The sequence below is a fragment of the Nocardiopsis nanhaiensis genome, assembly GCF_054778635.1.
In genome coordinates this window covers 1-18,437 of record NZ_BAAGZJ010000121.1, presented here as the reverse complement: position 1 = coordinate 18,437, position 18,437 = coordinate 1, and the positions used below count along the sequence as shown (strand labels likewise).

The window sequence follows — 18,437 nt, the reverse complement described above, 5'->3', positions numbered from 1 at the left end:
TGCCCGTCCTGCGTCACCGCCGGGCCAGCAGCTTTGCCGTCGCCCTCGGCCTGGAGGCCGAGGAAGGTGGGCAGGGGCACCATGATGTTGATCATCGCCACCGCAGCACGCTTGCGACCCTGACCGCCCTTGCCGCGCTTGCCGTCCCCACCCCCGGCACCCCCGGCGCTCTCGGTGGGGTTCTGGGCGGACCGGACCAGGTTCATGAACGCGTCATACATCCGCTCCGAAGCCGACACGTGCAGCCTCTCGGGGTCATACTCCGACTCGTGGGCCTTGAGCACACACCTAAGCTCCTCGGCGTACTCACCCGGACCCCAGGCCTCGAACAGGTGAGTGCCATCGAAGGTCCGCACCAAACGCGCACCACGGGCGTCGAAGGCGGCCTGGTACTGCTCCTCCACCACCGCCGGGTTGTACTGGGCCAGCAGCTCCCGGCCCAGCCGGGCGATGTCGGAGCTCGACATCGCCGGCTCCCTGGCCTTGGAAGCCAAAATCCCGGCCTCCACCATCCGCCGGAAGAGGCCAGCATCCGGGTAGCGGCCAGTGTTGCGCGCCCCCACCGCCTTATCAGCGGCCCTGCACACCGCCACCGCCTCACCAATCGACAACAACCCAGAGTCCAAACCTTCCCGGGTGGCGGGCAACTCCTGGGCGAACAACCGGCGCGCCAGCTCGGCGCGCCCGTTGGCCTCAACAGGGGCCATCCCCACCGAGTGGATCAGCCAGTTCTGCACCGACCTCTGCCCACCCGCCTCCAACAACGTCCCGGCCGCCTCCAGCTGCGCCAACCGCAGCAGCATCGCAAGCTGGGCCCGATCGAAGTCCTCGAACACCTGCGAGATCACGTCCAGGACCTGGCCAGCTGCTCCGGTCGGGGGTACCTCCGCCATCTCCACGGTGATCTTTCCCCGGGCGGTGCGCGTGGCGGAAACGGCGGGCGTGTTTCCCGCCGCATTCCCGCACTGCCCGAAAGAAGAAGTCATACCACTAAGGATACCAAGAAAGACCCAGAAAGGACCTATCCTGGAGGTGATAACACCCTTACCCGACCACCTCGACTCGCCTTTCCGTCCCCCGAAGAAATAATCCCAGGAAAAGGGGTCCGGTCGCCCCTGTTCGCATTCTTGGGTAAAGCGGGCATATGCACACCCGAATGGGAATGATCTTGCTCCTGTCTCCATTCTCGACGGCCGAGGGTGGAGACAGGAGCAAGATCATCGGGGTTTTCGCCTCCCACAGTGACCGGCCGCGACACCCGGCCCGTCAACGCTCCGGCGCAGTGGCCCACCGGCCGCAAGGCCGTGCTGTTCGGGGTTCGGGGGCCGCAGCCCAGAATGACCGGCCGCGACACCGCCAGGCGTCAACGCTCCGGCGCAGGGGCAGGCATCGGCCGCCAGGCCGACGCAGTTATCGGGCGGAGCCCGAGTTTGTCCCGCTCAGGCCTCGACCACGCGTCCCCCTTTCCCGATAGCCGCCCACCCGCCGTCGTAGCGGAGCGGGTCAAGGTGGAGCGCCGTTGACGCGCGAAGCGCTCGATGGCGACGACCTTGAGGCGCGCAGCGGAGACGGCCACAATCACGAGGCGGGAAAGGAGGGAACCTCAAGAGAAAAGGGGAGCCCAGGGAAAATGAGCCTGGGGTTTATGGAAGTCAACTGAGCTACCAGCGAGACGCGCACTTCGGCGCGCACTACGACGCACCCTATGACGGCGCCCTGAAGCAGGCAGTTTGTCACGCAGTGGTCCTATCTTCCGTTGAGGTAGGCGAGGACGGCGCGGACGCGGCGGTGGCCGCTGTCGGTGGGGGACAGGGCGAGCTTCTGGAAGATGTTGCCGATGTGCTTGTGCACGGCGTTGGTGGTGACGACGATGCGGTCGGCGATCTCGGTGTTGTCGTGGCCCTCGGCCATGAGGGCGAGGACTTCGTGCTCGCGGGCGGTGAGGGCCTGGAGGGGGTCCTTGGCGCGCTGGGTGAGGAGTTGTTGGACGACGGCGGGGTCCATGACGGTGCCGCCTTCGGCGACCTTGTGCAGGGCGTCGACGAACTCGCTGACGCGGCCGACGCGATCCTTGAGCAGGTAGCCGACGCCCCCTTGGCCGTCGGAGAGGAGCTCGCCCGCGTAGTCCTGTTCGACGTACTGCGAGAGGACGAGGACGGGCAGCCCCGGCTGTTGGCGGCGGGCGTCGATGGCGGCGTGGATGCCCTCGTCACGGAAGCCCGGAGGAAGCCGTACGTCGACGAGGGCGAGGTCCGGCCGGTGCCGGTCGACGGCTTGGGCGAAGGCGGGCACGTCCTGGGCGACGGCTTCCACTTGGTGGCCGCGGGTGGAGAGGAGGAGCTTGAGCCCTTCGGAGAGCAGGACGTTGTCCTCGGCGATCACGATTCGCATGGCAGTTCCACTCTGATCACGGTCGGGCCGCCGGTAGGGCTGTCGACGGACACCTGCCCGTCGAGGGCGGCGGTGCGGCGGCGGAGGCCCTGGATGCCGCTCCCGGCATTCTCGTCCACACCGCCTCGGCCGTCGTCGGAGACTTCGAGGTGAAGGCGATCCTCCTCGCGGGTGACGCGGACGGACACCGTGTCGGCCCCGCTGTGCCGCACGGCGTTGGTGACCGCTTCGGTGGCCGCGTAGTAGGCGGCGGTCTCCACCGCGACCGGGAGGCTGCCCGGAACCGCGACGTCGAGCCGGACGGGCAAGGTGGTGCGGCCCGCGAGGGCGGACAGGGCACCGGGCAGGCCGCGGTCGGCGAGGATCGGCGGGTAGATGCCGCGGATGACGTCGCGCAGTTCCGCCATGGCCTCCTCGGTGCCCTCGTGGGCCCGTTCGAGCAGGGCGGCGACCTGGGGATCCGACTGTGCCTCCTTGGCCACACCCAGCTGCATGGCGATCGCGACGAGCCGGGCCTGGGTGCCGTCGTGCAGGTCGCGTTCGATCCGGCGCAGCTCTGCCCCGTGCGCGTCCACCACCCCGGCCCGGGTGCGCTGGAGCTCGTCCACGCGGTGGGCCAGCAGTTCCTTCTCTGAAGGTGCCAGTACCCGGACACAGAGCCGGGCGTGGACGGTCGCCAGCGGCGGGGCGACCGCCGCGGCGATCACTACACCGATGACCAGTTGTACGGCGGCGGTGCCGAGCGCGATCCCCCAGCCGTCGACGGGGACCCCGAACGGCTCCTGGTGGACCCCCTCGGGGAACACCCACCACAGCAGTGACAGAAGCGTGTTGAACAGCATCCCGGGGCCCAGGAGCGCCAGGAGCCCGAAGACGATGCTCACCAGTGTGAACAGCGGCATCCAGAGAAGGGTCCGCCGGGTGGCCGGATCGCGCCACAGCATGGCGATGCCCCGCTCGGAGGACTCGGGCAGGTCGGGGATCTCGACCCCCAACAGGCGGGCTGCACGCCCTCGGTGCCAGTCGGCCCACCGGACCACCTGCCGCAGCCACAGGGGCAGGAGGATCAGTCCGAGACCGCCGAAGGCGGTGGTCAGCGCCACCACCAGGGTGACCGGGAGCATCACGAGGGTGAGGTTCCCGGACAACAGCGCGAGCAGCAGGTATCCGGTCGTTCTCAACGCCCGTTGCCACACGTCCAGCATTGCGCTCCTCCGCCAGCTCCCGCCAATGTCACTGAACATACTGGGGCAACAGGCAGGGGAAGGGCACTACAGCTGGCTGCCGGAACCGGACAGGTGCCCCCGCCCCCGCTACTGTCGAAGGCCCCGGCACAAGGAGGTTCCGAGGTGACCTCGGGCGGCTTCACCGCACACCAGTGGACCGCGCTGAACGGCGAGGGCGGCCCCACCCCGCGCAGATACGTGCTGGACACGTTGTTCGTCCTGATCTACGCGTATTCCGACCTCACCCTCCCCCCGCGCCTGGCCTTCGTCCAGTTCGGCGGCGACCCCTGGGCCTGGGTGCAACTGGTCCTCCAGCTGGTCTTCCTGGGCGGGGTGCTCCTGCGCTGGAAGTGGCCCTTGGCCTCGTTCGCCGTGGTCACTGCCATCGCGCTGACCTACATGTTCACTTGGGGCGGTGCACCGTTCGTCGTCGCGGCCTGGGTCCTTTACCCGACCGCCCTCACGGCGAGACCCCTGTCGCGGCTCCAGGGATTACTCCTGGTGGCGGGAGGAGCGGTAGCGGCGCTGGTCGTCAGCTGGGCGATCTGGACCGATCCGTTGCTGCTCGTGCTCCCCTCGCTGACCCTGGCCTCTCCCTTCGTGTTCGCATGGCTGCTCGGGCGGCTGGTGCGGGCGGGGCACCTGCAGAGGCAGCGCGACTCTGCCGCGGTCGCGGCCGGGATCCGATCGGAGGAGCGACTTCGTGTGGCCCGGGAGATCCACGACGTGGTCTCCCACGCGCTCGGCGCGATCGGGATGCGCGCGGGCGTGGCCCGTTACGTTGTCGAAGACGACCCGCGCGCGTTGCGGGAGGCCCTCACCGACATCGAGTCCACCACCCGTGCCGCCACCGACGAACTCCGCCTGCTCTTGGGCGCCCTGCGTACCGACGGGGAGGCGCCCCGCACCCCGCAAGCCGGGCTGTCCGATCTCGCCGGGTTGGCGGATACCGCCCGGGCGGCGGGCGTGGACTGCGTGCTCAGCACGCACGGGGCCGACGACCTGCCCGCGGCCGTCGCGCTCGGCGTCCACCGGGTGGTCCAGGAGTCCGTCACCAACGTGATTCGGCATGCGCCCGGCGCCACCTGCACGATCACCGTGAACGGCGGCCCGGACGCGGTGGAGGTCGAGGTGGCCGACACCGGACCGGCCAGGGCACAGGCCCCGTTCCTAGCCCCCGGCAGCGGTGCTGGTCATGTGGGTATGCGCGAGCGCGTTACCCTCCTCAAGGGAAGGCTCACCGTGGGCCCCAGCCCGGACGGGGGTTACCGAGTGCACGCGCGTATCCCGTTCGACAACCGTACGCTGTCCGGCCCACGAACCTCGGAGGAGACCTCTGATGACTGACCCGGTCCGGGTGCTCATCGCCGACGACCAGGATCTCCTGCGCGGATCGCTGCGCATGCTGGTCGACAGCGATCCCGCGCTGACCGTGGTCGCTGAAGCCCGCACCGGCCGCGAGGCGGTCGACCTCGCCGGGAGCACCCGGCCCGACATCGCACTCATGGACATCCGCATGCCGGACCTCGACGGCCTGGCCGCCACGAGGGAGATCTGTGCGGCGTCCGACACCACCCGGGTGATCGTGCTGACCATGTTCGACCTGGACGAGTACGTGTACGCGGCGCTGCGGGCCGGGGCCAGCGGTTTCCTCCTCAAGAACGCCAGCCCGGAGGAGCTCCTGCGCGCCGTCCACGTGGTCGCCGCCGGTCAGGCGCTGCTCGCCCCCGAGGTCACCGGCCGCCTCATCGCCGAGCTCGCACGGTCCGCTTCTGAGTGCCCCGAACGCCCTCCGTGGCCGGTGGACGCGCCCCGGCTCACCCCGCGTGAACGCGAGGTCGTGACGCTGATCGGGCGCGGGCGGTCCAACGCCGAGATCGCCGCGGAGCTGACCCTGAGCCACGCCACGGTCAAGACCTACGTCAGCCGCCTGCTCAGCAAGCTCTACGCCCGCGACCGGGCCCAGTTGGTGGTCTTCGCCTACGAGAACGGGCTCGTACGGGCCTCCTGAACCAGGCAGCGCGAGACCACGCGCATGTCCCCCTGAGTTGACACCGGAACTGTCCCCGCTGGGCCGATGTGTCGGACCGCCCCGGAATCCGACCATGGGCCCATGATCGAGATACACGGACTCACCAAATGCTTCGGTGTCCACACGGTCGTGGACCGACTCTCCTTCAACGCCGTCCCCGGCCAGGTCACCGGCTTCCTGGGGCCGAACGGTGCAGGAAAGACGACCACTCTGCGCATGCTGCTCGGCCTGGACCGGATCACCGAGGGCCGGGCGACCATCGACGGGAAGCCGTACGCCTCGCTACGCCGACCGGCCACTGTAGTCGGTGCCCAGCTGGATATCGGCGGTGCCCACCCCAGCCACACCGCCCGCGCCCACCTGTCGTGGATCGCCCGCGCGAGCGGCATCCCGCTGGCGCGGGTGGGCGAGGTCCTGGCGGAAGTGGGCCTGGAGCGGGCCGCCCACGCCCGGGTGCGCACGTTCTCCTTGGGCATGGGACAGCGGCTCAACCTGGCCGCGGCCCTCCTGGGAGACCCGACGACCGTGATCATGGACGAGCCGGTCAACGGCCTCGACCCGGAGGGCATCCGCTGGATGCGCACCTTCACCGGCAAGCTGGCCGGCCAGGGCCGCACCGTGCTCCTGTCCAGCCACCTCATGACCGAGATCGCGAAGGTCGCGGACCACCTGGTGATCATCGACCGCGGACGACTCGTCGCCACGGGGGCGCCGAGCGAGCTGACCGCGGGCCACGGCTCCCTGGAGGACGCGTTCTTCGCGCTCACATCCGAGGTCCAGGGCACCTCTGAGACTCGAGGAGGTGCGTCCTGATGCTGGACACCGTGCGGTCCGAATGCCGCAAGCTCGGCACGCTGCCCGTCATCCCGACGGCGCTCCTGACCACCCTTGCGGTGATGGTCGGTCTGGCCGCGATGATCTCCGTGACCACCGTCGGAGGCCTCGACGACAACCCGGAATGGGCCGCGGCCTTCGACCCCCTGGCCGACGGCTTCCAGACCATCCATTTCGGACAGATCGGGATGGTGGTGCTGGGGGTGCTCGCGGTGAGCGGTGAGTACTCCGGCGCCCAGATCCGCACCTCCCTGCTGGCCGTACCCGGGCGGGGACGCTTCCTCGCTTCGAAGGCGCTGGTCGTGGCCTTGATGGCTCTGGTAACCGCTGCGGTCACGGTGCCTGTGGTCATGGTCGCCACTCAGGTGGGGTTGGGGGACTACGGGCTTCCGCTGGCCGACGTCCTCGAGGCGGACGTGCTGGAACGCATGGCCGGTGCTGCCCTCTACTGGGTGCTGATCGCCCTGTTGGCAGCCGGGCTGACCGTCATCGTTCGCAACGCGGTGGTGCCCATCGCGGTCCTGGGCGCCATGGTGATGGCGCTGTCCATGTTCCTCGCCACGTTCACCGAGCTCGCGGAGTGGTTGCCCGACCGCGCCGGATCACTGATGTACATGCCGCTGGAGAACCCGCTGGACCTCACCGCGGTCCAGGGCGGTGCGGTGATGGCGGCCTGGGTGGCGGCGGTGTGGCTGGTGGCCGTGGTGCTGTTCCGGCGCCGCGACGCCTGAGCGGCGGGCGGGGCGGTCGGGGGCCCGTCCCGCCACCTTTCGCAAGTCCGTCAGTCCTTGCCGTCGTCACCGGTGAGGGCGTCGATGGCGACCGCGACGCTGATCACCAGCGCGGGGTCGCCGGCGATGTCCTTGCGGTGCGTGTTGACGTCCACCGCGTAGGTGTCACGCATCCGGAACCACTTGCGGGACACGACCGCGACGGTGCCCTCCTTGTCGCTGATCGAGTACTCCTTGTCGAAGAAGCTCCCGACCACCTCCCAGTCCGGCGAGCCCTTGACGTCGACGCTGAGCTTCTGCCGGAGGGGGTTGAACAGGCGCTTGCGGACGGTCGCCACGGTTGAGCCGTCCTGCTCCACGCGCATCTGGTCGCGGACTTTGAGGAGCTTCTTGCGGATCACCATGAGGAGCTCGCCCTGGGGGTCCTTGAGCTCGAAGGTGGTGCGCACCCGCAGTGCCTTGCCGTCCACCCAGAACACCCTGGCGCCCTGTTCGTCGGTCACCCAGAAGTCGTCACCGATGTCGAAAATACGTTCGCGTACCAGAAACTTCATGCCTTGACGCTAGCCGACGCCCCGCCGCCTCAGGGGCGGCCGAAGCCTCGGCGACCCGGCAACCGAACGCCCCCGGCCGTCACCTGCCCATGAAGACCCATCCGAGCCAGCGGGGCAGCCGCAGGCCGATCCAGGTCAGAAGGGCACCGACCACCGCGAAGCCCAGGGCCACCGGCACCTGCCACTCGGGCGGCATGAAACGGGCCAGGAACCACAGCCGGGTGGACTCGTCCGTCCCGAACACCGCCATCCCGAGCGGCACCAGCCCTTGGGGGACGAGCGAGATCATCCCCAGTGTCACCAGCAGCATCCGCACGAAGGACAGCAGGAGGTAGACCAGCCACCCCTGTGCGACACCGCCGGTGCGCTCCGACGGGAGTCGGCGCGCCGCGGCACCCCCGCCCTCTCCGGGGGTGCCGTGCGGGCCCCGCTCAGCGACCCCGTCCAGCCCCCGGCCGTCCCATGCCCCGAGCGGGTTCTCCGGTCCCGAGCCCTGTTCCGCGGCCCGGGGCTGCTCGGGCCGTCCCCTGTCAGGCCCGTCCCTCTCCGTCATGTGCGTCCACCCCGCCCGTCCACCGGTGCGTCACCGCTCTCCTGATCGGACGGTGCCGCTGTCCTCCCGGTTCCTTGGCTGGTACCCGGTCCGCCGCTGGGACAGCCAGATCGCGAGGACCACGAGTGCACAGCCTGTCAGCTGGAGCGGGGTCGCGCGCTCGCCAAGGAAGACGGCGGCCATCAGGACCGCCAGGACCGGCGGCAGCACCAGGATGGCGGCTCCCGTGCTCGCCGACAGTCTGGGGAGGGCGGAACCGATGAGCAGCCAGGTCAGTACCTGGCCGGTCAGGGCCAGCAGGGCCAGCCACGTCCAGGCCTGGGCGTCCAACGACGCCAGGTCGATCCCGGTCCACAGCGTGCCCAGGGCACCGGCCGCCACCGCCGCGGCCAGGGTGGACACGCACACCGGGGTCACCGTGTGCCCGCGCCCGCCGCCGAGCCTGGCCAGGAAGAGGTACCCCGCGTAGGTCACCCCCGCCGCGCAGCCGTAGACCAGGCCGAGCCACGGGTCGCCCCCGCCGGTCCCGCCGCCCCCGTCCACGGCGCCCGCCGCCAGGGCGACCCCGGCCAGCATCACGGGCACCGCGACCAGGAAGCGCAGTGGAGCCCGGTCTCCCAGGAACATCCAGGCCAGCAGGGGGAAGACCACCACTTGGACGTTGAGCAGGACGGTCGCCATCCCCGCACCCACGTGCTCGATGCTCGCGACCCAGAACACGTAGTCCACGCCCAGCAATAGCCCCGCCGAGGCGTCCAGGACCACCAGCCGCAGCGGGCGCGCCCCCACCCTCCGGAGTTCGGCGGCGGCCATCGGGGCCAGCACGAACAGCGCCAGGGCGCACCTGAGGAAGGCCGCGGTGCCCGGGTTGGCTCCGGACAGTTTCACGAACACGCCCGTGGCCGACGTGCAGCCCGATCCGAGGGTGGCGAGGGCGACGGGGTTGGCCCGGTCCAGCAAGGAACCGCTCCGCCGCGCCCGGACGTCCACCCGCTCTGCCCTCTTCTGTGCCATACGTCCAAGCCTGCCGCCACTGAACCGAAAACAAAAGCGCTGTTTTGTCGTAGGTACCCAGTAGTATCTCTTACGTGTTCAGTATTGAACGGCTGAGAGCGCTGACCGCGGTGGAAGCCCACGGCACCATCGCCGGCGCGGCGCGGGCGCTGCACGTGACCCCCTCGGGGATCTCCCAGCAGCTCAACAAGTTGGAGCGGGAGGCGGGCAAACCCCTGCTCGAACCGGTGGGCCGCACCGTCCGGCTCACCCTCGCGGGCCGGGTCCTCGTCGACCATGCCGCCCGGGTGCTCGCCCAGGTCAGCGAGGCTCAGACCGACCTCGCCGACCTCGACCGCGAGATCCTCGGGCCGCTGCGCCTGGGCGGTGTCGGCAGTGCCGTGCGCACCCTGCTCCCAGGCGCGCTGTCCGTGCTGCTCGCCGAACACCCGCGCCTGGCGCCCACAGTGCGGGACGGGGAAGTGGTGTCGCTGCTGCCGCCGCTCCTGCGCGGCGAGCTGGACCTGGTCCTGGCCGAAAGCTGGTCCAGCCGCCCGGTCGCCCTCCCCGCGGGCGTACGCACCGTGGTGCTCCTGGACGAGCGGGTGTGCCTGGCGCTCCCGGCCGATCACGCGCTCAGCGGCCGGGCCACCGTCGACCTCGCCGAACTCGGTCCGCCGGGCGGCCTCCCGTGGGCCAGCTGCCCGCAGGGCACCGAGCCCTACGAGGCGATCCTCCAGGCCGTGCGGACCAGGGGCGTGGAGCCCGACATCAGGTACACGCTCGCAGAGATTCCCTCCCAGCTGGAGCTGGTGGCTTCCGGGCTCGCGGTGGCGCTGGTCCCGGACCTCGGCCAGCGCACCTCACCGGAGGGGGTCCGGTTCGTCCCCACCGACCCGCCGCTCCGCAGGACGATCCGGGCGGTGTGGCGCGCCGACGCCGAAACGCCGGCGATCCGGGCCTGCGTGGCCGCACTCACCGACCAGCGGTCGAACGCCGCGGGGCCCCGCGGCCCGGAACCGAAGAGCCCGGAACCGACCGGTCCAGTACCGAAGCGCTCAGTACCGACCTCAGCAACCACTACGGCAACGACCACCGGAGGAACCGCGTGAACACCCCTTGGCACACCCGGCCCATGGCCGCTTTCGACGTCGAGACCACGGGCCTGGACGTGGAGGGCGATCGGATCGTCACCGCGGCCCTGTGGCGGATCGACCCCGCGCGGAGAAGCAAGGAGGTCACCACCTGGTTCGCCGATCCCGGGATCGAGATCCCTCCGGCGGCGACCGAGGTCCACGGCATCACCACGGAACAGGCCCGGGCCGAGGGCCGCCCCGCGGTCGAGGTGGTCGCCGAGATCGCCGAGGCCCTGGACGCCGTGATCGCGGAGGGCATGCCCGTGGTGGTCTACAACGCCCCCTACGACCTCACCCTCCTCGACCGCGAACTCGCACTCCACCGCCCGGGCGCGCCGCTGGCCGCGCAGCCCCTGGTCGTGGACCCCTTGGTGCTGGACAAGCAGGTGGACACCTTCCGCAGGGGCTCCCGCAAACTGGTCGACGTCTGCGCCCACTACGCGGTCCCCCTCGCCCAGGAGGAGGCGCACGGAGCCGCGGCTGACGCCCTGGCCGCCGCCCGGCTGGCCTGGCGGATCGCCGAGGCACACCCCGAGATCGCCGAGCTGTCCGCCGAGGACCTGCACGCCGCGCAGGTCAAGTGGAAGGCCGCGCAGTCCGCCAGCTTCCAGGAGTACCTCCGCCGCCGGAACCCCGAGGCGGTGGTCGACGGCTCCTGGCCCATGGCCCCTGCCCCGTAAACGGACACGCGAAGGCGACCCCCGTGGCGCCGGGGGCCGCCGGCCCGCGAGGCCCTCAGCCGAGCAGCGGGCTCAGGACCTGCATGTAGAAGAAGTAGATGCTGACCAGGATGAGCGCCCACACACCGGTCCATGCCCACGCGAACTGGAACTTCGAGGGCAGGAGGAGCCGGTCCTCCTCGGTGAAGTTGTCCTTGATGGCCTTGATGTTGAGCCAGTACAGCACCGGCGAGAACAGCAGGGCGGTCACGGAGGCCAGCTGCACGACGAAGATCGGCTCGGGCATGCCGATGATGATGGCAGAGCCGGCGACCAGCCACAGGAGCTGGAAACCGCGGTACAGGAGCTTGCGGATTCCGGCCTGGTCCCACGCCTTGCGCAGTCGCACGGCGGATTCCTCGAAGACCCGGGCCTGCCCGTCGAAGTAGGAGAAGACGGTCGACCAGAGCGCCGCACCGGCACCGATGACGATGACCGGGAAGATCCACTGGCCGAAGAAGTCGGTGTAGACCCGTGCGATCGTGATGCCCATCTGGTCGCCCGCGGGGACCAGCCCGAGCGGGTTCAGGACCACGGCACCCACGATGAGGAACGCCATGCCCGTGAAGAAGGACATCACGTAGGAGATCTTCATGTCCCGCTTGAACAGCGTCATGTGGTTCTTGAGGTAGTTCTTGTCCACCTCGACGTTGTAGCCCTGGGCGCGCAGCTCCTTGACCTTCACCATCCCGACCTTCTTGTCCACGGCCCAGTTCGACTGCATGGTCGAGACTTCGAGAGTGGTCGGGAAGTAGCCCCACATGGAGCCGAACAGCATCAGCGCGGCCACGGGAGGCAGGGTGGGCAGCAGGTTGGCCACGTATTCGGTCGGCGGCGGGGCCTGCAGCGCGAAGGTGATCAGCACCATGATCACGAAGAGGATGACGCAGACCTTGATCGCCAGTTCCAGGGCCTTGTACCTGCCGGCCCACAGCAGGACCAGACTGGACATCAGGACGAGGATCGCCCACACCGGCAGCGGCAGGAACGGCAGCCCGGCCCAGATCATGGCGCCGGCGCCCAGGGCCCGTCCGGCGATACCGAAGGTGTTGGCCAGTGACTGGAGCAGGAGGTACCACAGCGGCCAGTTGCCGTACCTCTTGCCGGTGCGCTCGTAGGCCTCCATGACGCTCTCGCCCCGCGCCAGCGTGTAGCGGTGCGCGAACTCGAACGCGTGGTACTTGAGGATGTAGGCGGCCAGGATGACCCACAGCAGGGCGTAGCCGAACTCCGCTCCGGCGGTGGGACCGTGCATGATGTGGCTGGCGCCGATCCCGGTCATCGCTGCGACGATGCCCGGACCCATCGCGCGCCAGGTGTCCCTGACGCCGGTGCCCGGTGCCTCTAGGCGGATCGTCCCTTTGGGACTCTCGGCGGGGGCCTGGGGATCGGTGGCAGGGGGCGGTGGAGAGGCGCCGCCGGTTTCGTCGGGGGAGGCGGACCTCTGCTCGGGGATGGACGGGTTTTCGTGGCTGGTGCCGGTCGGTACGTCCGTGCCCGGCTGTTCTGAGGGTTCAGGGATCGGGGCCATAGGTGGGTTCCCCTATCTGGGATGTCGCGGTGTGTGGCACTGCCCCCAACAGCCCCCAGGGACGCGGCGCCTCCTTTCGTCGGGATCCGGGACGGCTCTCCCGGAGCGGGTGTCGTTTCTCAGAGGTTCCGGGGTGCGTGCGACGGCTGCACACACCCCGGGAAAGCGTTACCGGAGTGCTCTGGCTCTAGAGCAGGCCGGCGGATCGGGCCCAGCGGTACTTCGCTCCCAGTACCTTCACGGGCATCTCTGTGGTGTACGGATAGGCGACGATACCGTGGTCGAAGAGCTTGGCCGCGGCCTGCTCGACCTCGGTGTCACCCGAGAGCGAGACCACGATCGGCTTGTCGATCCCGGCCGCGCGGGCCTCCTCCGCGACGCCGATCACGACGTCGGCGAAGACCAGCGGCGGGGTGACGATCGTGTGCCAGTAGCCGAGGACGAGCGAGTGGATTCGCGGGTCGGTCAGCCCCAGCCGGATGGTCTGCTCGTAGGTCGACGGCGGCTCGCCGCCGGTGATGTCCACCGGGTTCCCGGCGGCGCCGAACGGCGGGATGTATTCACGGAAGGCCTGGTCCAGGTCGGGCGGGATCTCCATCAGGCCCATGCCGTTGTCGACGACGGCGTCGGAGAGCAGGACACCCGACCCGCCGGCGCCGGTGATGATGACGATGTTCTCCCCGGTCGGGGTGGGCAGGACCGGCAGGGCGCGGCCGTACTCGAGGAGTTCGGTCAGGCCGGGTGCGCGGACCACGCCCGCTCGGCGCAGGATGTCGTCGTACACCTTGTCGTCGCCGGCCAGCGCCCCGGTGTGGGAGCCCGCTGCGGCGGCGCCGGCGGAGGTGCGCCCCGCCTTGAGGACGACCACGGGCTTCTTCGGGACGACCTCGCGGGCCGCGTCGACGAAGGCCCGGCCGTCCTTGAGGTCCTCCAGGTGCATCGCGATGGCGTTGGTGTTGTCGTCCTGCCCGAAGAACGTGAGCAGGTCGTCCTCGTCGATGTCGGCCTTGTTGCCCACGCCCACGATCGCCGAGACGCCGGTCCGGGTGCTGCGGCTGTACCCGAGGATGGCCATGCCGATCCCTCCGGACTGGGAGGTCAGCGCGGTGCCGCCGGTGACGTCATAGGGGGTGCAGAAGGTCGCCGACAGCTTCTGCGGTGTGTAGTAGTAGCCGTAGATGTTGGGTCCCAGGAGGCGCACGTCGTGCCGCCTGGCCACCTCCAGGACCTGTTCCTGGAGCTCGTGCTCGCCGGTCTCGGCGAAGCCGGAGGGGATGAGGATCGCGCCGGCCACGCCCTTGCGCCCGGCCTCCTCCAGCGCGCTCGCCACGAACTTCGCGGGGATCGCGAAGACCGCTACGTCGATGGCGCCGGGGACATCGGAGATCGACTTGTACGACGTGCGCCCGTACACCTCGGGCGCCTTGGGGTTGACCGGGTGGACCTCGCCCTCGTATCCGCCGTCGATGATGTTGCGCATGACGGAGTTGCCGATCTTGCCGTCTTCGTTGGAGGCGCCGATGACGGCGATGGAACGCGGCTTGAAGATGCGCTCCATGGACTCCAGGATCTGCTCACGGGAGTAGCGGCGCGGTGTCGGCGCGGGCTCGAAGTCCAGCACGAAGCGCAGGTCGGCGGCGATCGCCGCGTCCTCGGAGGCGAAGACGGGGTTCAGGTCGGCCTCGGCGATCTCGGGGAAGTCGCTGACCAGGTCCGAGAGGCGGACGAGGAGGTCGGCGAGCCGCTTGCGGTCCACGGGCGGTGCGCCTCGGATGCCTGAGAGCACCTCGGCGGCCTTGATGTCGTTGATCTGCTCGAGGGCCTGCTCGTGGCTGAGCGGTGCGAGCTGGAACGACACGTCCTTGAGGACCTCGACGAGGACGCCGCCGAGACCGAACACCACGATCTTGCCGAAGGTGGGGTCGGTGGTGGCGCCGACGAGGACTTCGACGCCGCCGTCGACCTGCTGCTGGATCTGGACCCCGTCGATCTGGGCGTCGGGGTCGTAGGTGCGGGCGTTGGAGACGATCCGCCGGTAGGCCTCGGCCACTTCGTCGGCGCTGTTCAGGCCGACCTCGACACCCTTCGCGTCGGTCTTGTGCAGGATGTCGGGGGAGACGATCTTCGCCACCACGGGAAAGCCCATCTCGGCGGCGGTGCTGGCCGCCTCCTCGGCTGAGCTGGTGAGCGCCTCCGTGGGGATGGGGATGCCGTAGGCGTCGGCGAGCGCCTTGCCCTCAGGGGCGGTCAGCGCGGTCCGGCCTTCGGAGCGGGCCCGGTCGAGCACCGATCGGACCGCCGCCTGGTTGTAGTCGGACCGGTCGGGGGCGTAGTTGGCCATCGCTCAGATCACTCCGTTCGACTTGAGTTCGTTCAGGTCGTCGTCGGACAGACCCAGTTCCGCGCCGTAGAGGTCGGCGTTGTGCTCGCCGAGCAGCGGCGAGCGGTCGACGTCCACCGGAGAGTCCGAGAGCCGGATCGGCGATCCCACCGTGTTGTAGGTGCCCCGTTCGGGGTGCTCGACGGTGGCGATGACCCCGTTCTCCCGCAGGGTGGGGTCCTCGATGATCTCCTTGGTGGACAGGATCGGTCCGCAGGGGATGTTGTGGGCGTTGAGCTCGGCGAGCACCTCCCACTTGGGCTTCTGGATCGACCACTCCTCGATGAGGCTGAAGGCCTTGTCGAGCTTGTCCAGCCGGGCTTGGGGGGTGGCCCATTCGGGGTCCTCGGCCAGTTCGGGCTGTCCGATGAGTTTGGCGATCGGGGCCCAGCCGACGGGCTGGATGATCACGTAGACGTAGTCGTTGGGTCCGCCGGGCGCGGTGCGCACGGCCCAGCCGGGCTGGCCGCCTCCGGAGGCGTTGCCGGAGCGGGGGACCTCGTCCGTGAACTCCTCGTTGGGGTACTCCGCCAGCGGACCGTGCTCCAGCCGCTGCTGGTCGCGGAGCTTGACCCGGCACAGGTTCAGGACGGCGTCCTGCATGGCGACCTGGACGCGCTGGCCCTTACCCGTGGTGGCGCGCTGCAGCAGCGCGGCGAGGATACCGGCTACTGTATGCATTCCCGTGCCCGAGTCACCGATCTGCGCGCCGGTGGCCAGGGGAGGGCCGCTCTCCAAGCCGGTCGTGCTCATGGAACCGCCCATTGCCTGGGCGATCACCTCGTAGGCCTTGAAGTCGGCGTAGGTGCCGGGGCCGAACCCCTTGATCGACGCGTAGACGAGGCCGGGATTGGTCTCCTGGAGCACCTCCCAGGTGAACCCCATCCGGTCCAGCGCCCCGGGTGCGAAGTTCTCCACGAGCACGTCGCTGCTGCGGACCAGGTCCAGGAAGAGCTCCTTGCCCCGGTCGCTCTTGGTGTTCAGGGTGATGCTGCGCTTGTTGGAGTTGAGCATCGTGAAGTAGAGGCTGTCCACGCCGGGCTTGTCGCGCAGCTGGCCCCGGGTGACGTCCCCCTTGGGGGCCTCCACCTTCACGACGTCGGCGCCCATCCACGCCAGGATCTGGGTCGCGGAGGGGCCCGACTGGACGTGCGTCATGTCCAGCACACGGATGCCGTCGAGTGCCTTGGCCATGTCTGTCCTTCCCGACCTACTTGTACATGGTCTGGTTCATGGTCCCCGGGGCGTACACCTCGGGGTCGATCCACACGTTGATCAGCGAGGGCTTGCCGGACTCGCGGGCGCGGCGCAGCGCCGGGCCGATCTGGTCGGGCTCGTGGACCTCCTCGCCGTAGCCGCCGAGCATCTTCGCGAACTCGGAGTACCGGACGTCGCCCAGCGTGTTCCCGATCTCGCCCCGGTCGGCCCCGTACTTGGCGATCTGCCCGTACCGGATCTGGTTCATGGAGGAGTTGTTGCCGATGATGCCGACGAAGGGCAGGTTGAAGCGGACCAGCGTCTCGAAGTCCCACCCGGTGAGGCTGAAGGCGCCGTCGCCGAAGAGCGCGACGATCTCCTTCTCGGGGTAGGCGTGCTTGGCCGCCATGACGAAGGGGACGCCCACGCCCAGGGTGCCGAGCGGGCCCGGGTCCATCCAGTGCCCGGGGGCCTTGGGCTGGACCACCTGGCCAGAGAAGGTCACGATGTCCCCGCCGTCGCCGACGTAGATCGAGTCCTCGGTGAGGAAGTCGTTGATCTCGCTGACCAGACGGTAGGGGTGGATCGGGCTGGTGTCCGAGGTCAGCAGCGGGGCGCGCTTGTCCAGCGCCTTCTGCTCCTGCGTGCGCAGGTCCTCCAGCCACTCCTTGCGCCCGGCCGCGCCGTTGTCGCCGTAGGCGGAGACGGCCTCGAGTACGGACGACAGGACCACGTCGGCGTCGCCCACGATGCCCAGGTCGATGTCGCGGTTCTTGCCGACGGTCGCGTAGTTCAGGTCGATCTGCACGACCGTGGCGTCGGGGGAGAGCCGCTTTCCATAGCCCATCCGGAAGTCGAAGGGGGTCCCGACGATGATGATCAGGTCGGAGTTGGTGAAGGCGTAGCGCCGGGACAGCTGGAAGTGGTGCGGGTCCTTGGGGGGCAGGGTTCCGCGCCCCGCGCCGTTCATGTAGGCGGGCACGTTGAGCGTGCGCACCAGGTCCGTGGCCGACTCGGTGGCGCGCGAGGTCCATACCTGGTTGCCGAGCAGGATGCTGGGGCGCTCGGAGCGCACCAGCAGGTCCGCCAGCCGCTCGATCCCGTTCGGGTCGCCGGCCTGGCGGGTGGAGGCCCGGTAGTGCCCCGCCGCGGGGACGCGCGCGCTGTCCACGGGTACTTCCGCGTCGAGGATGTCGCGGGGGATCTCGAGGAAGGACGGTCCGGGCGCGCCGGAGAAGGACTCCCGGAAGGCCATCGACACGAGGTCGGCGATGCGGGCCGTGTGGGGCACGGTCGCCGCGAACTTGGAGATCGGGTTGATCATGTCCACGTGCGGAAGGTCCTGGAGCGAGCCCATCTTGTGCTGGCTCAGTGACCCCTGGCCACCGATGACGAGGAGCGGGCTCTCGGCACGGTAGGCGTTGGCGATGCCGGTGATGGCGTCGGTGGTGCCGGGGCCGGCGGTCACGACCGCGCAGCCGGGCTTGCCGGTGAGGCGGGCGTAGCCGTCGGCGGCGTGCGCGGCGACCTGTTCGTGGCGTACGTCGATGACTTCGATGCCCTCGTCAGCGCAGCCATCGTAGATATCGATGATGTGGCCGCCGCAGAGCGTGAAGATCACGTCGACCCCCTCTGCCTTGAGGGCCTTGGCCACGAGATGGCCGCCGCTGATCGTCTCGGTCGTGTTGGCGTCGGTGTTTCCCTTGGCTTCGGTCATCGCTGCAACGACCCCTTTCGCGGGAAGGATGCGTCTTCAGAATTGGATACTGTATACCGTGTGCGTGACATTTGAGCATGGCTGTGACTGGCTGTCCAGGGCTGACGGGGTGCCGGAATGGTCCGGATCGGCAACGGGCGGCGCAGGCGTGTGGTGGCCAGAGCCGATACCGCGGCCGCGGCCGCCGCGGCGAGCAGCCAGGGCGACTGGGCCCCCGGGGCGGCGAAAGTGAGGACGGCGGCGGCTCCGCTGATACCGAGCAGGCCGCCGAGTCCCTTGGAGCTGTAGACGAGGCTGTGGATGCCCGCCGCGTCCGCGGTGCCGAAGTAGTCCTCGGCCAGGGACCGCGTGAGCGGATAACAGGAGCCCGTGCCCACGCCCGCCAGGGCGGCGAGGGGCAGGAGCGCGGCGGCCGGGGCGGCGGGCAGGGCCACCGCCAGCCC

16 protein-coding genes and 1 pseudogene are annotated in these 18,437 nt (G+C 69.6%); 6 read left to right on the top strand and 11 right to left on the bottom strand.

Translation table 11 applies throughout. The features are described from left to right. From ACYVD1_RS32775 to ACYVD1_RS32765, 3 genes are all read right to left on the bottom strand, one after another. Positions 1-986: hypothetical protein (locus tag ACYVD1_RS32775; protein WP_460778334.1), on the bottom strand; the 986-nt coding region annotated here is incomplete at its 3' end. A 760-nt stretch (positions 987-1,746) separates the two neighbouring features. After that, positions 1,747-2,391, bottom strand: a complete 645-nt coding sequence (locus tag ACYVD1_RS32770; protein ID WP_460778333.1) for a response regulator — start codon at positions 2,389-2,391, stop codon at positions 1,747-1,749. Further along, the gene (locus ACYVD1_RS32765) at positions 2,379-3,596 is read right to left on the bottom strand and encodes a sensor histidine kinase (protein WP_460778332.1); all 1,218 of its coding nucleotides are present in this window, start codon (positions 3,594-3,596) and stop codon (positions 2,379-2,381) included. Before ACYVD1_RS32765 ends, ACYVD1_RS32770 begins: the two co-directional genes overlap by 13 nt. A gap of 144 nt (positions 3,597-3,740) precedes the next feature. On the opposite strand from ACYVD1_RS32765, the gene ACYVD1_RS32760 reads away from it, so the two are divergent. From ACYVD1_RS32760 to ACYVD1_RS32745, 4 genes are all read left to right on the top strand, one after another. Next, complete coding sequence (locus tag ACYVD1_RS32760) at positions 3,741-4,964, top strand: sensor histidine kinase (RefSeq protein WP_460778331.1); 1,224 nt, start codon at positions 3,741-3,743, stop codon at positions 4,962-4,964. After that, complete coding sequence (locus ACYVD1_RS32755) at positions 4,957-5,628, top strand: response regulator (protein ID WP_460778330.1); 672 nt, start codon at positions 4,957-4,959, stop codon at positions 5,626-5,628. Before ACYVD1_RS32760 ends, ACYVD1_RS32755 begins: the two co-directional genes overlap by 8 nt. 102 nt (positions 5,629-5,730) lie before the next feature. Further along, positions 5,731-6,462: an ABC transporter ATP-binding protein gene (locus ACYVD1_RS32750; protein ID WP_460778329.1), complete on the top strand. Its 732-nt coding sequence runs from the start codon at positions 5,731-5,733 to the stop codon at positions 6,460-6,462. After that, a complete protein-coding gene (locus ACYVD1_RS32745; protein ID WP_460778328.1) occupies positions 6,462-7,214 on the top strand; it encodes an ABC transporter permease in 753 nt (250 codons plus the stop codon). The genes ACYVD1_RS32750 and ACYVD1_RS32745 overlap by 1 nt, the downstream gene beginning before the upstream one ends. 50 nt (positions 7,215-7,264) lie before the next feature. Here the strand turns inward: ACYVD1_RS32745 and ACYVD1_RS32740 are convergent, their stop codons facing one another. The 3 genes from ACYVD1_RS32740 to ACYVD1_RS32730 form a co-directional block, all read right to left on the bottom strand. After that, on the bottom strand, positions 7,265-7,768 hold the full coding sequence (locus ACYVD1_RS32740; protein ID WP_460778327.1) for an LURP-one-related/scramblase family protein: 504 nt from the start codon (positions 7,766-7,768) through the stop codon (positions 7,265-7,267). Between the two features lie 79 nt (positions 7,769-7,847). Next, positions 7,848-8,321, bottom strand: coding sequence for a hypothetical protein (locus tag ACYVD1_RS32735; protein WP_460778326.1), 474 nt, complete (start codon positions 8,319-8,321; stop codon positions 7,848-7,850). Between the two features lie 30 nt (positions 8,322-8,351). Continuing rightward, on the bottom strand, positions 8,352-9,335 hold the full coding sequence (locus ACYVD1_RS32730; RefSeq protein WP_460778325.1) for a DMT family transporter: 984 nt from the start codon (positions 9,333-9,335) through the stop codon (positions 8,352-8,354). A 74-nt stretch (positions 9,336-9,409) separates the two neighbouring features. Here ACYVD1_RS32730 and ACYVD1_RS32725 point away from each other — a divergent pair, with 74 nt between their 5' ends. Together ACYVD1_RS32725 and ACYVD1_RS32720 are read left to right on the top strand one after the other, a co-directional pair. Beyond that, complete coding sequence (locus ACYVD1_RS32725) at positions 9,410-10,426, top strand: LysR family transcriptional regulator (protein ID WP_460778324.1); 1,017 nt, start codon at positions 9,410-9,412, stop codon at positions 10,424-10,426. Then, the gene (locus tag ACYVD1_RS32720; protein ID WP_460778323.1) at positions 10,423-11,130 is read left to right on the top strand and encodes an exonuclease domain-containing protein; all 708 of its coding nucleotides are present in this window, start codon (positions 10,423-10,425) and stop codon (positions 11,128-11,130) included. Before ACYVD1_RS32725 ends, ACYVD1_RS32720 begins: the two co-directional genes overlap by 4 nt. Before the next feature lie 55 nt (positions 11,131-11,185). Here the strand turns inward: ACYVD1_RS32720 and ACYVD1_RS32715 are convergent, their stop codons facing one another. The 5 genes and pseudogenes from ACYVD1_RS32715 to ACYVD1_RS32695 form a co-directional block, all read right to left on the bottom strand. After that, complete coding sequence (locus ACYVD1_RS32715; RefSeq protein WP_460778322.1) at positions 11,186-12,700, bottom strand: Nramp family divalent metal transporter; 1,515 nt, start codon at positions 12,698-12,700, stop codon at positions 11,186-11,188. Between the two features lie 187 nt (positions 12,701-12,887). Next, positions 12,888-15,041 carry an acetate--CoA ligase family protein gene (locus ACYVD1_RS32710; protein ID WP_460778321.1) on the bottom strand — a complete coding sequence of 718 codons (2,154 nt, stop codon included), beginning with the start codon at positions 15,039-15,041 and terminating at the stop codon, positions 12,888-12,890. Positions 15,042-15,044: 3 nt separating this feature from the next. Further along, positions 15,045-16,274, bottom strand: coding sequence for a formyl-CoA transferase (gene frc, locus ACYVD1_RS32705; RefSeq protein ID WP_460778320.1), 1,230 nt, complete (start codon positions 16,272-16,274; stop codon positions 15,045-15,047). A 16-nt stretch (positions 16,275-16,290) separates the two neighbouring features. Beyond that, positions 16,291-17,994: a thiamine pyrophosphate-binding protein gene (locus tag ACYVD1_RS32700; protein ID WP_460778319.1), complete on the bottom strand. Its 1,704-nt coding sequence runs from the start codon at positions 17,992-17,994 to the stop codon at positions 16,291-16,293. Then, positions 17,991-18,437 (bottom strand): annotated as a pseudogene (locus tag ACYVD1_RS32695) (hypothetical protein); the annotation flags it as partial. The gene ACYVD1_RS32700 and the pseudogene ACYVD1_RS32695, both read right to left, overlap by 4 nt.

What these genes read in the sequence shown, in the direction of transcription:
- ACYVD1_RS32735 (WP_460778326.1), bottom strand. Translation starts at nt 8,321, where the DNA reads ATGACGGAGAGGGACGGGCCTGACAGGGGACGGCCCGAGCAGCCCCGG.
- ACYVD1_RS32770 (WP_460778333.1), bottom strand. Translation starts at nt 2,391, where the DNA reads ATGCGAATCGTGATCGCCGAGGACAACGTCCTGCTCTCCGAAGGGCTC.
- ACYVD1_RS32745 (WP_460778328.1), top strand. Translation starts at nt 6,462, where the DNA reads ATGCTGGACACCGTGCGGTCCGAATGCCGCAAGCTCGGCACGCTGCCC.
- ACYVD1_RS32750 (WP_460778329.1), top strand. Translation starts at nt 5,731, where the DNA reads ATGATCGAGATACACGGACTCACCAAATGCTTCGGTGTCCACACGGTC.
- ACYVD1_RS32765 (WP_460778332.1), bottom strand. Translation starts at nt 3,596, where the DNA reads ATGCTGGACGTGTGGCAACGGGCGTTGAGAACGACCGGATACCTGCTG.
- ACYVD1_RS32740 (WP_460778327.1), bottom strand. Translation starts at nt 7,768, where the DNA reads ATGAAGTTTCTGGTACGCGAACGTATTTTCGACATCGGTGACGACTTC.
- frc (WP_460778320.1), bottom strand. Translation starts at nt 16,274, where the DNA reads ATGGCCAAGGCACTCGACGGCATCCGTGTGCTGGACATGACGCACGTC.
- ACYVD1_RS32710 (WP_460778321.1), bottom strand. Translation starts at nt 15,041, where the DNA reads ATGGCCAACTACGCCCCCGACCGGTCCGACTACAACCAGGCGGCGGTC.
- ACYVD1_RS32715 (WP_460778322.1), bottom strand. Translation starts at nt 12,700, where the DNA reads ATGGCCCCGATCCCTGAACCCTCAGAACAGCCGGGCACGGACGTACCG.
- ACYVD1_RS32700 (WP_460778319.1), bottom strand. Translation starts at nt 17,994, where the DNA reads ATGACCGAAGCCAAGGGAAACACCGACGCCAACACGACCGAGACGATC.
- ACYVD1_RS32755 (WP_460778330.1), top strand. Translation starts at nt 4,957, where the DNA reads ATGACTGACCCGGTCCGGGTGCTCATCGCCGACGACCAGGATCTCCTG.
- ACYVD1_RS32730 (WP_460778325.1), bottom strand. Translation starts at nt 9,335, where the DNA reads ATGGCACAGAAGAGGGCAGAGCGGGTGGACGTCCGGGCGCGGCGGAGC.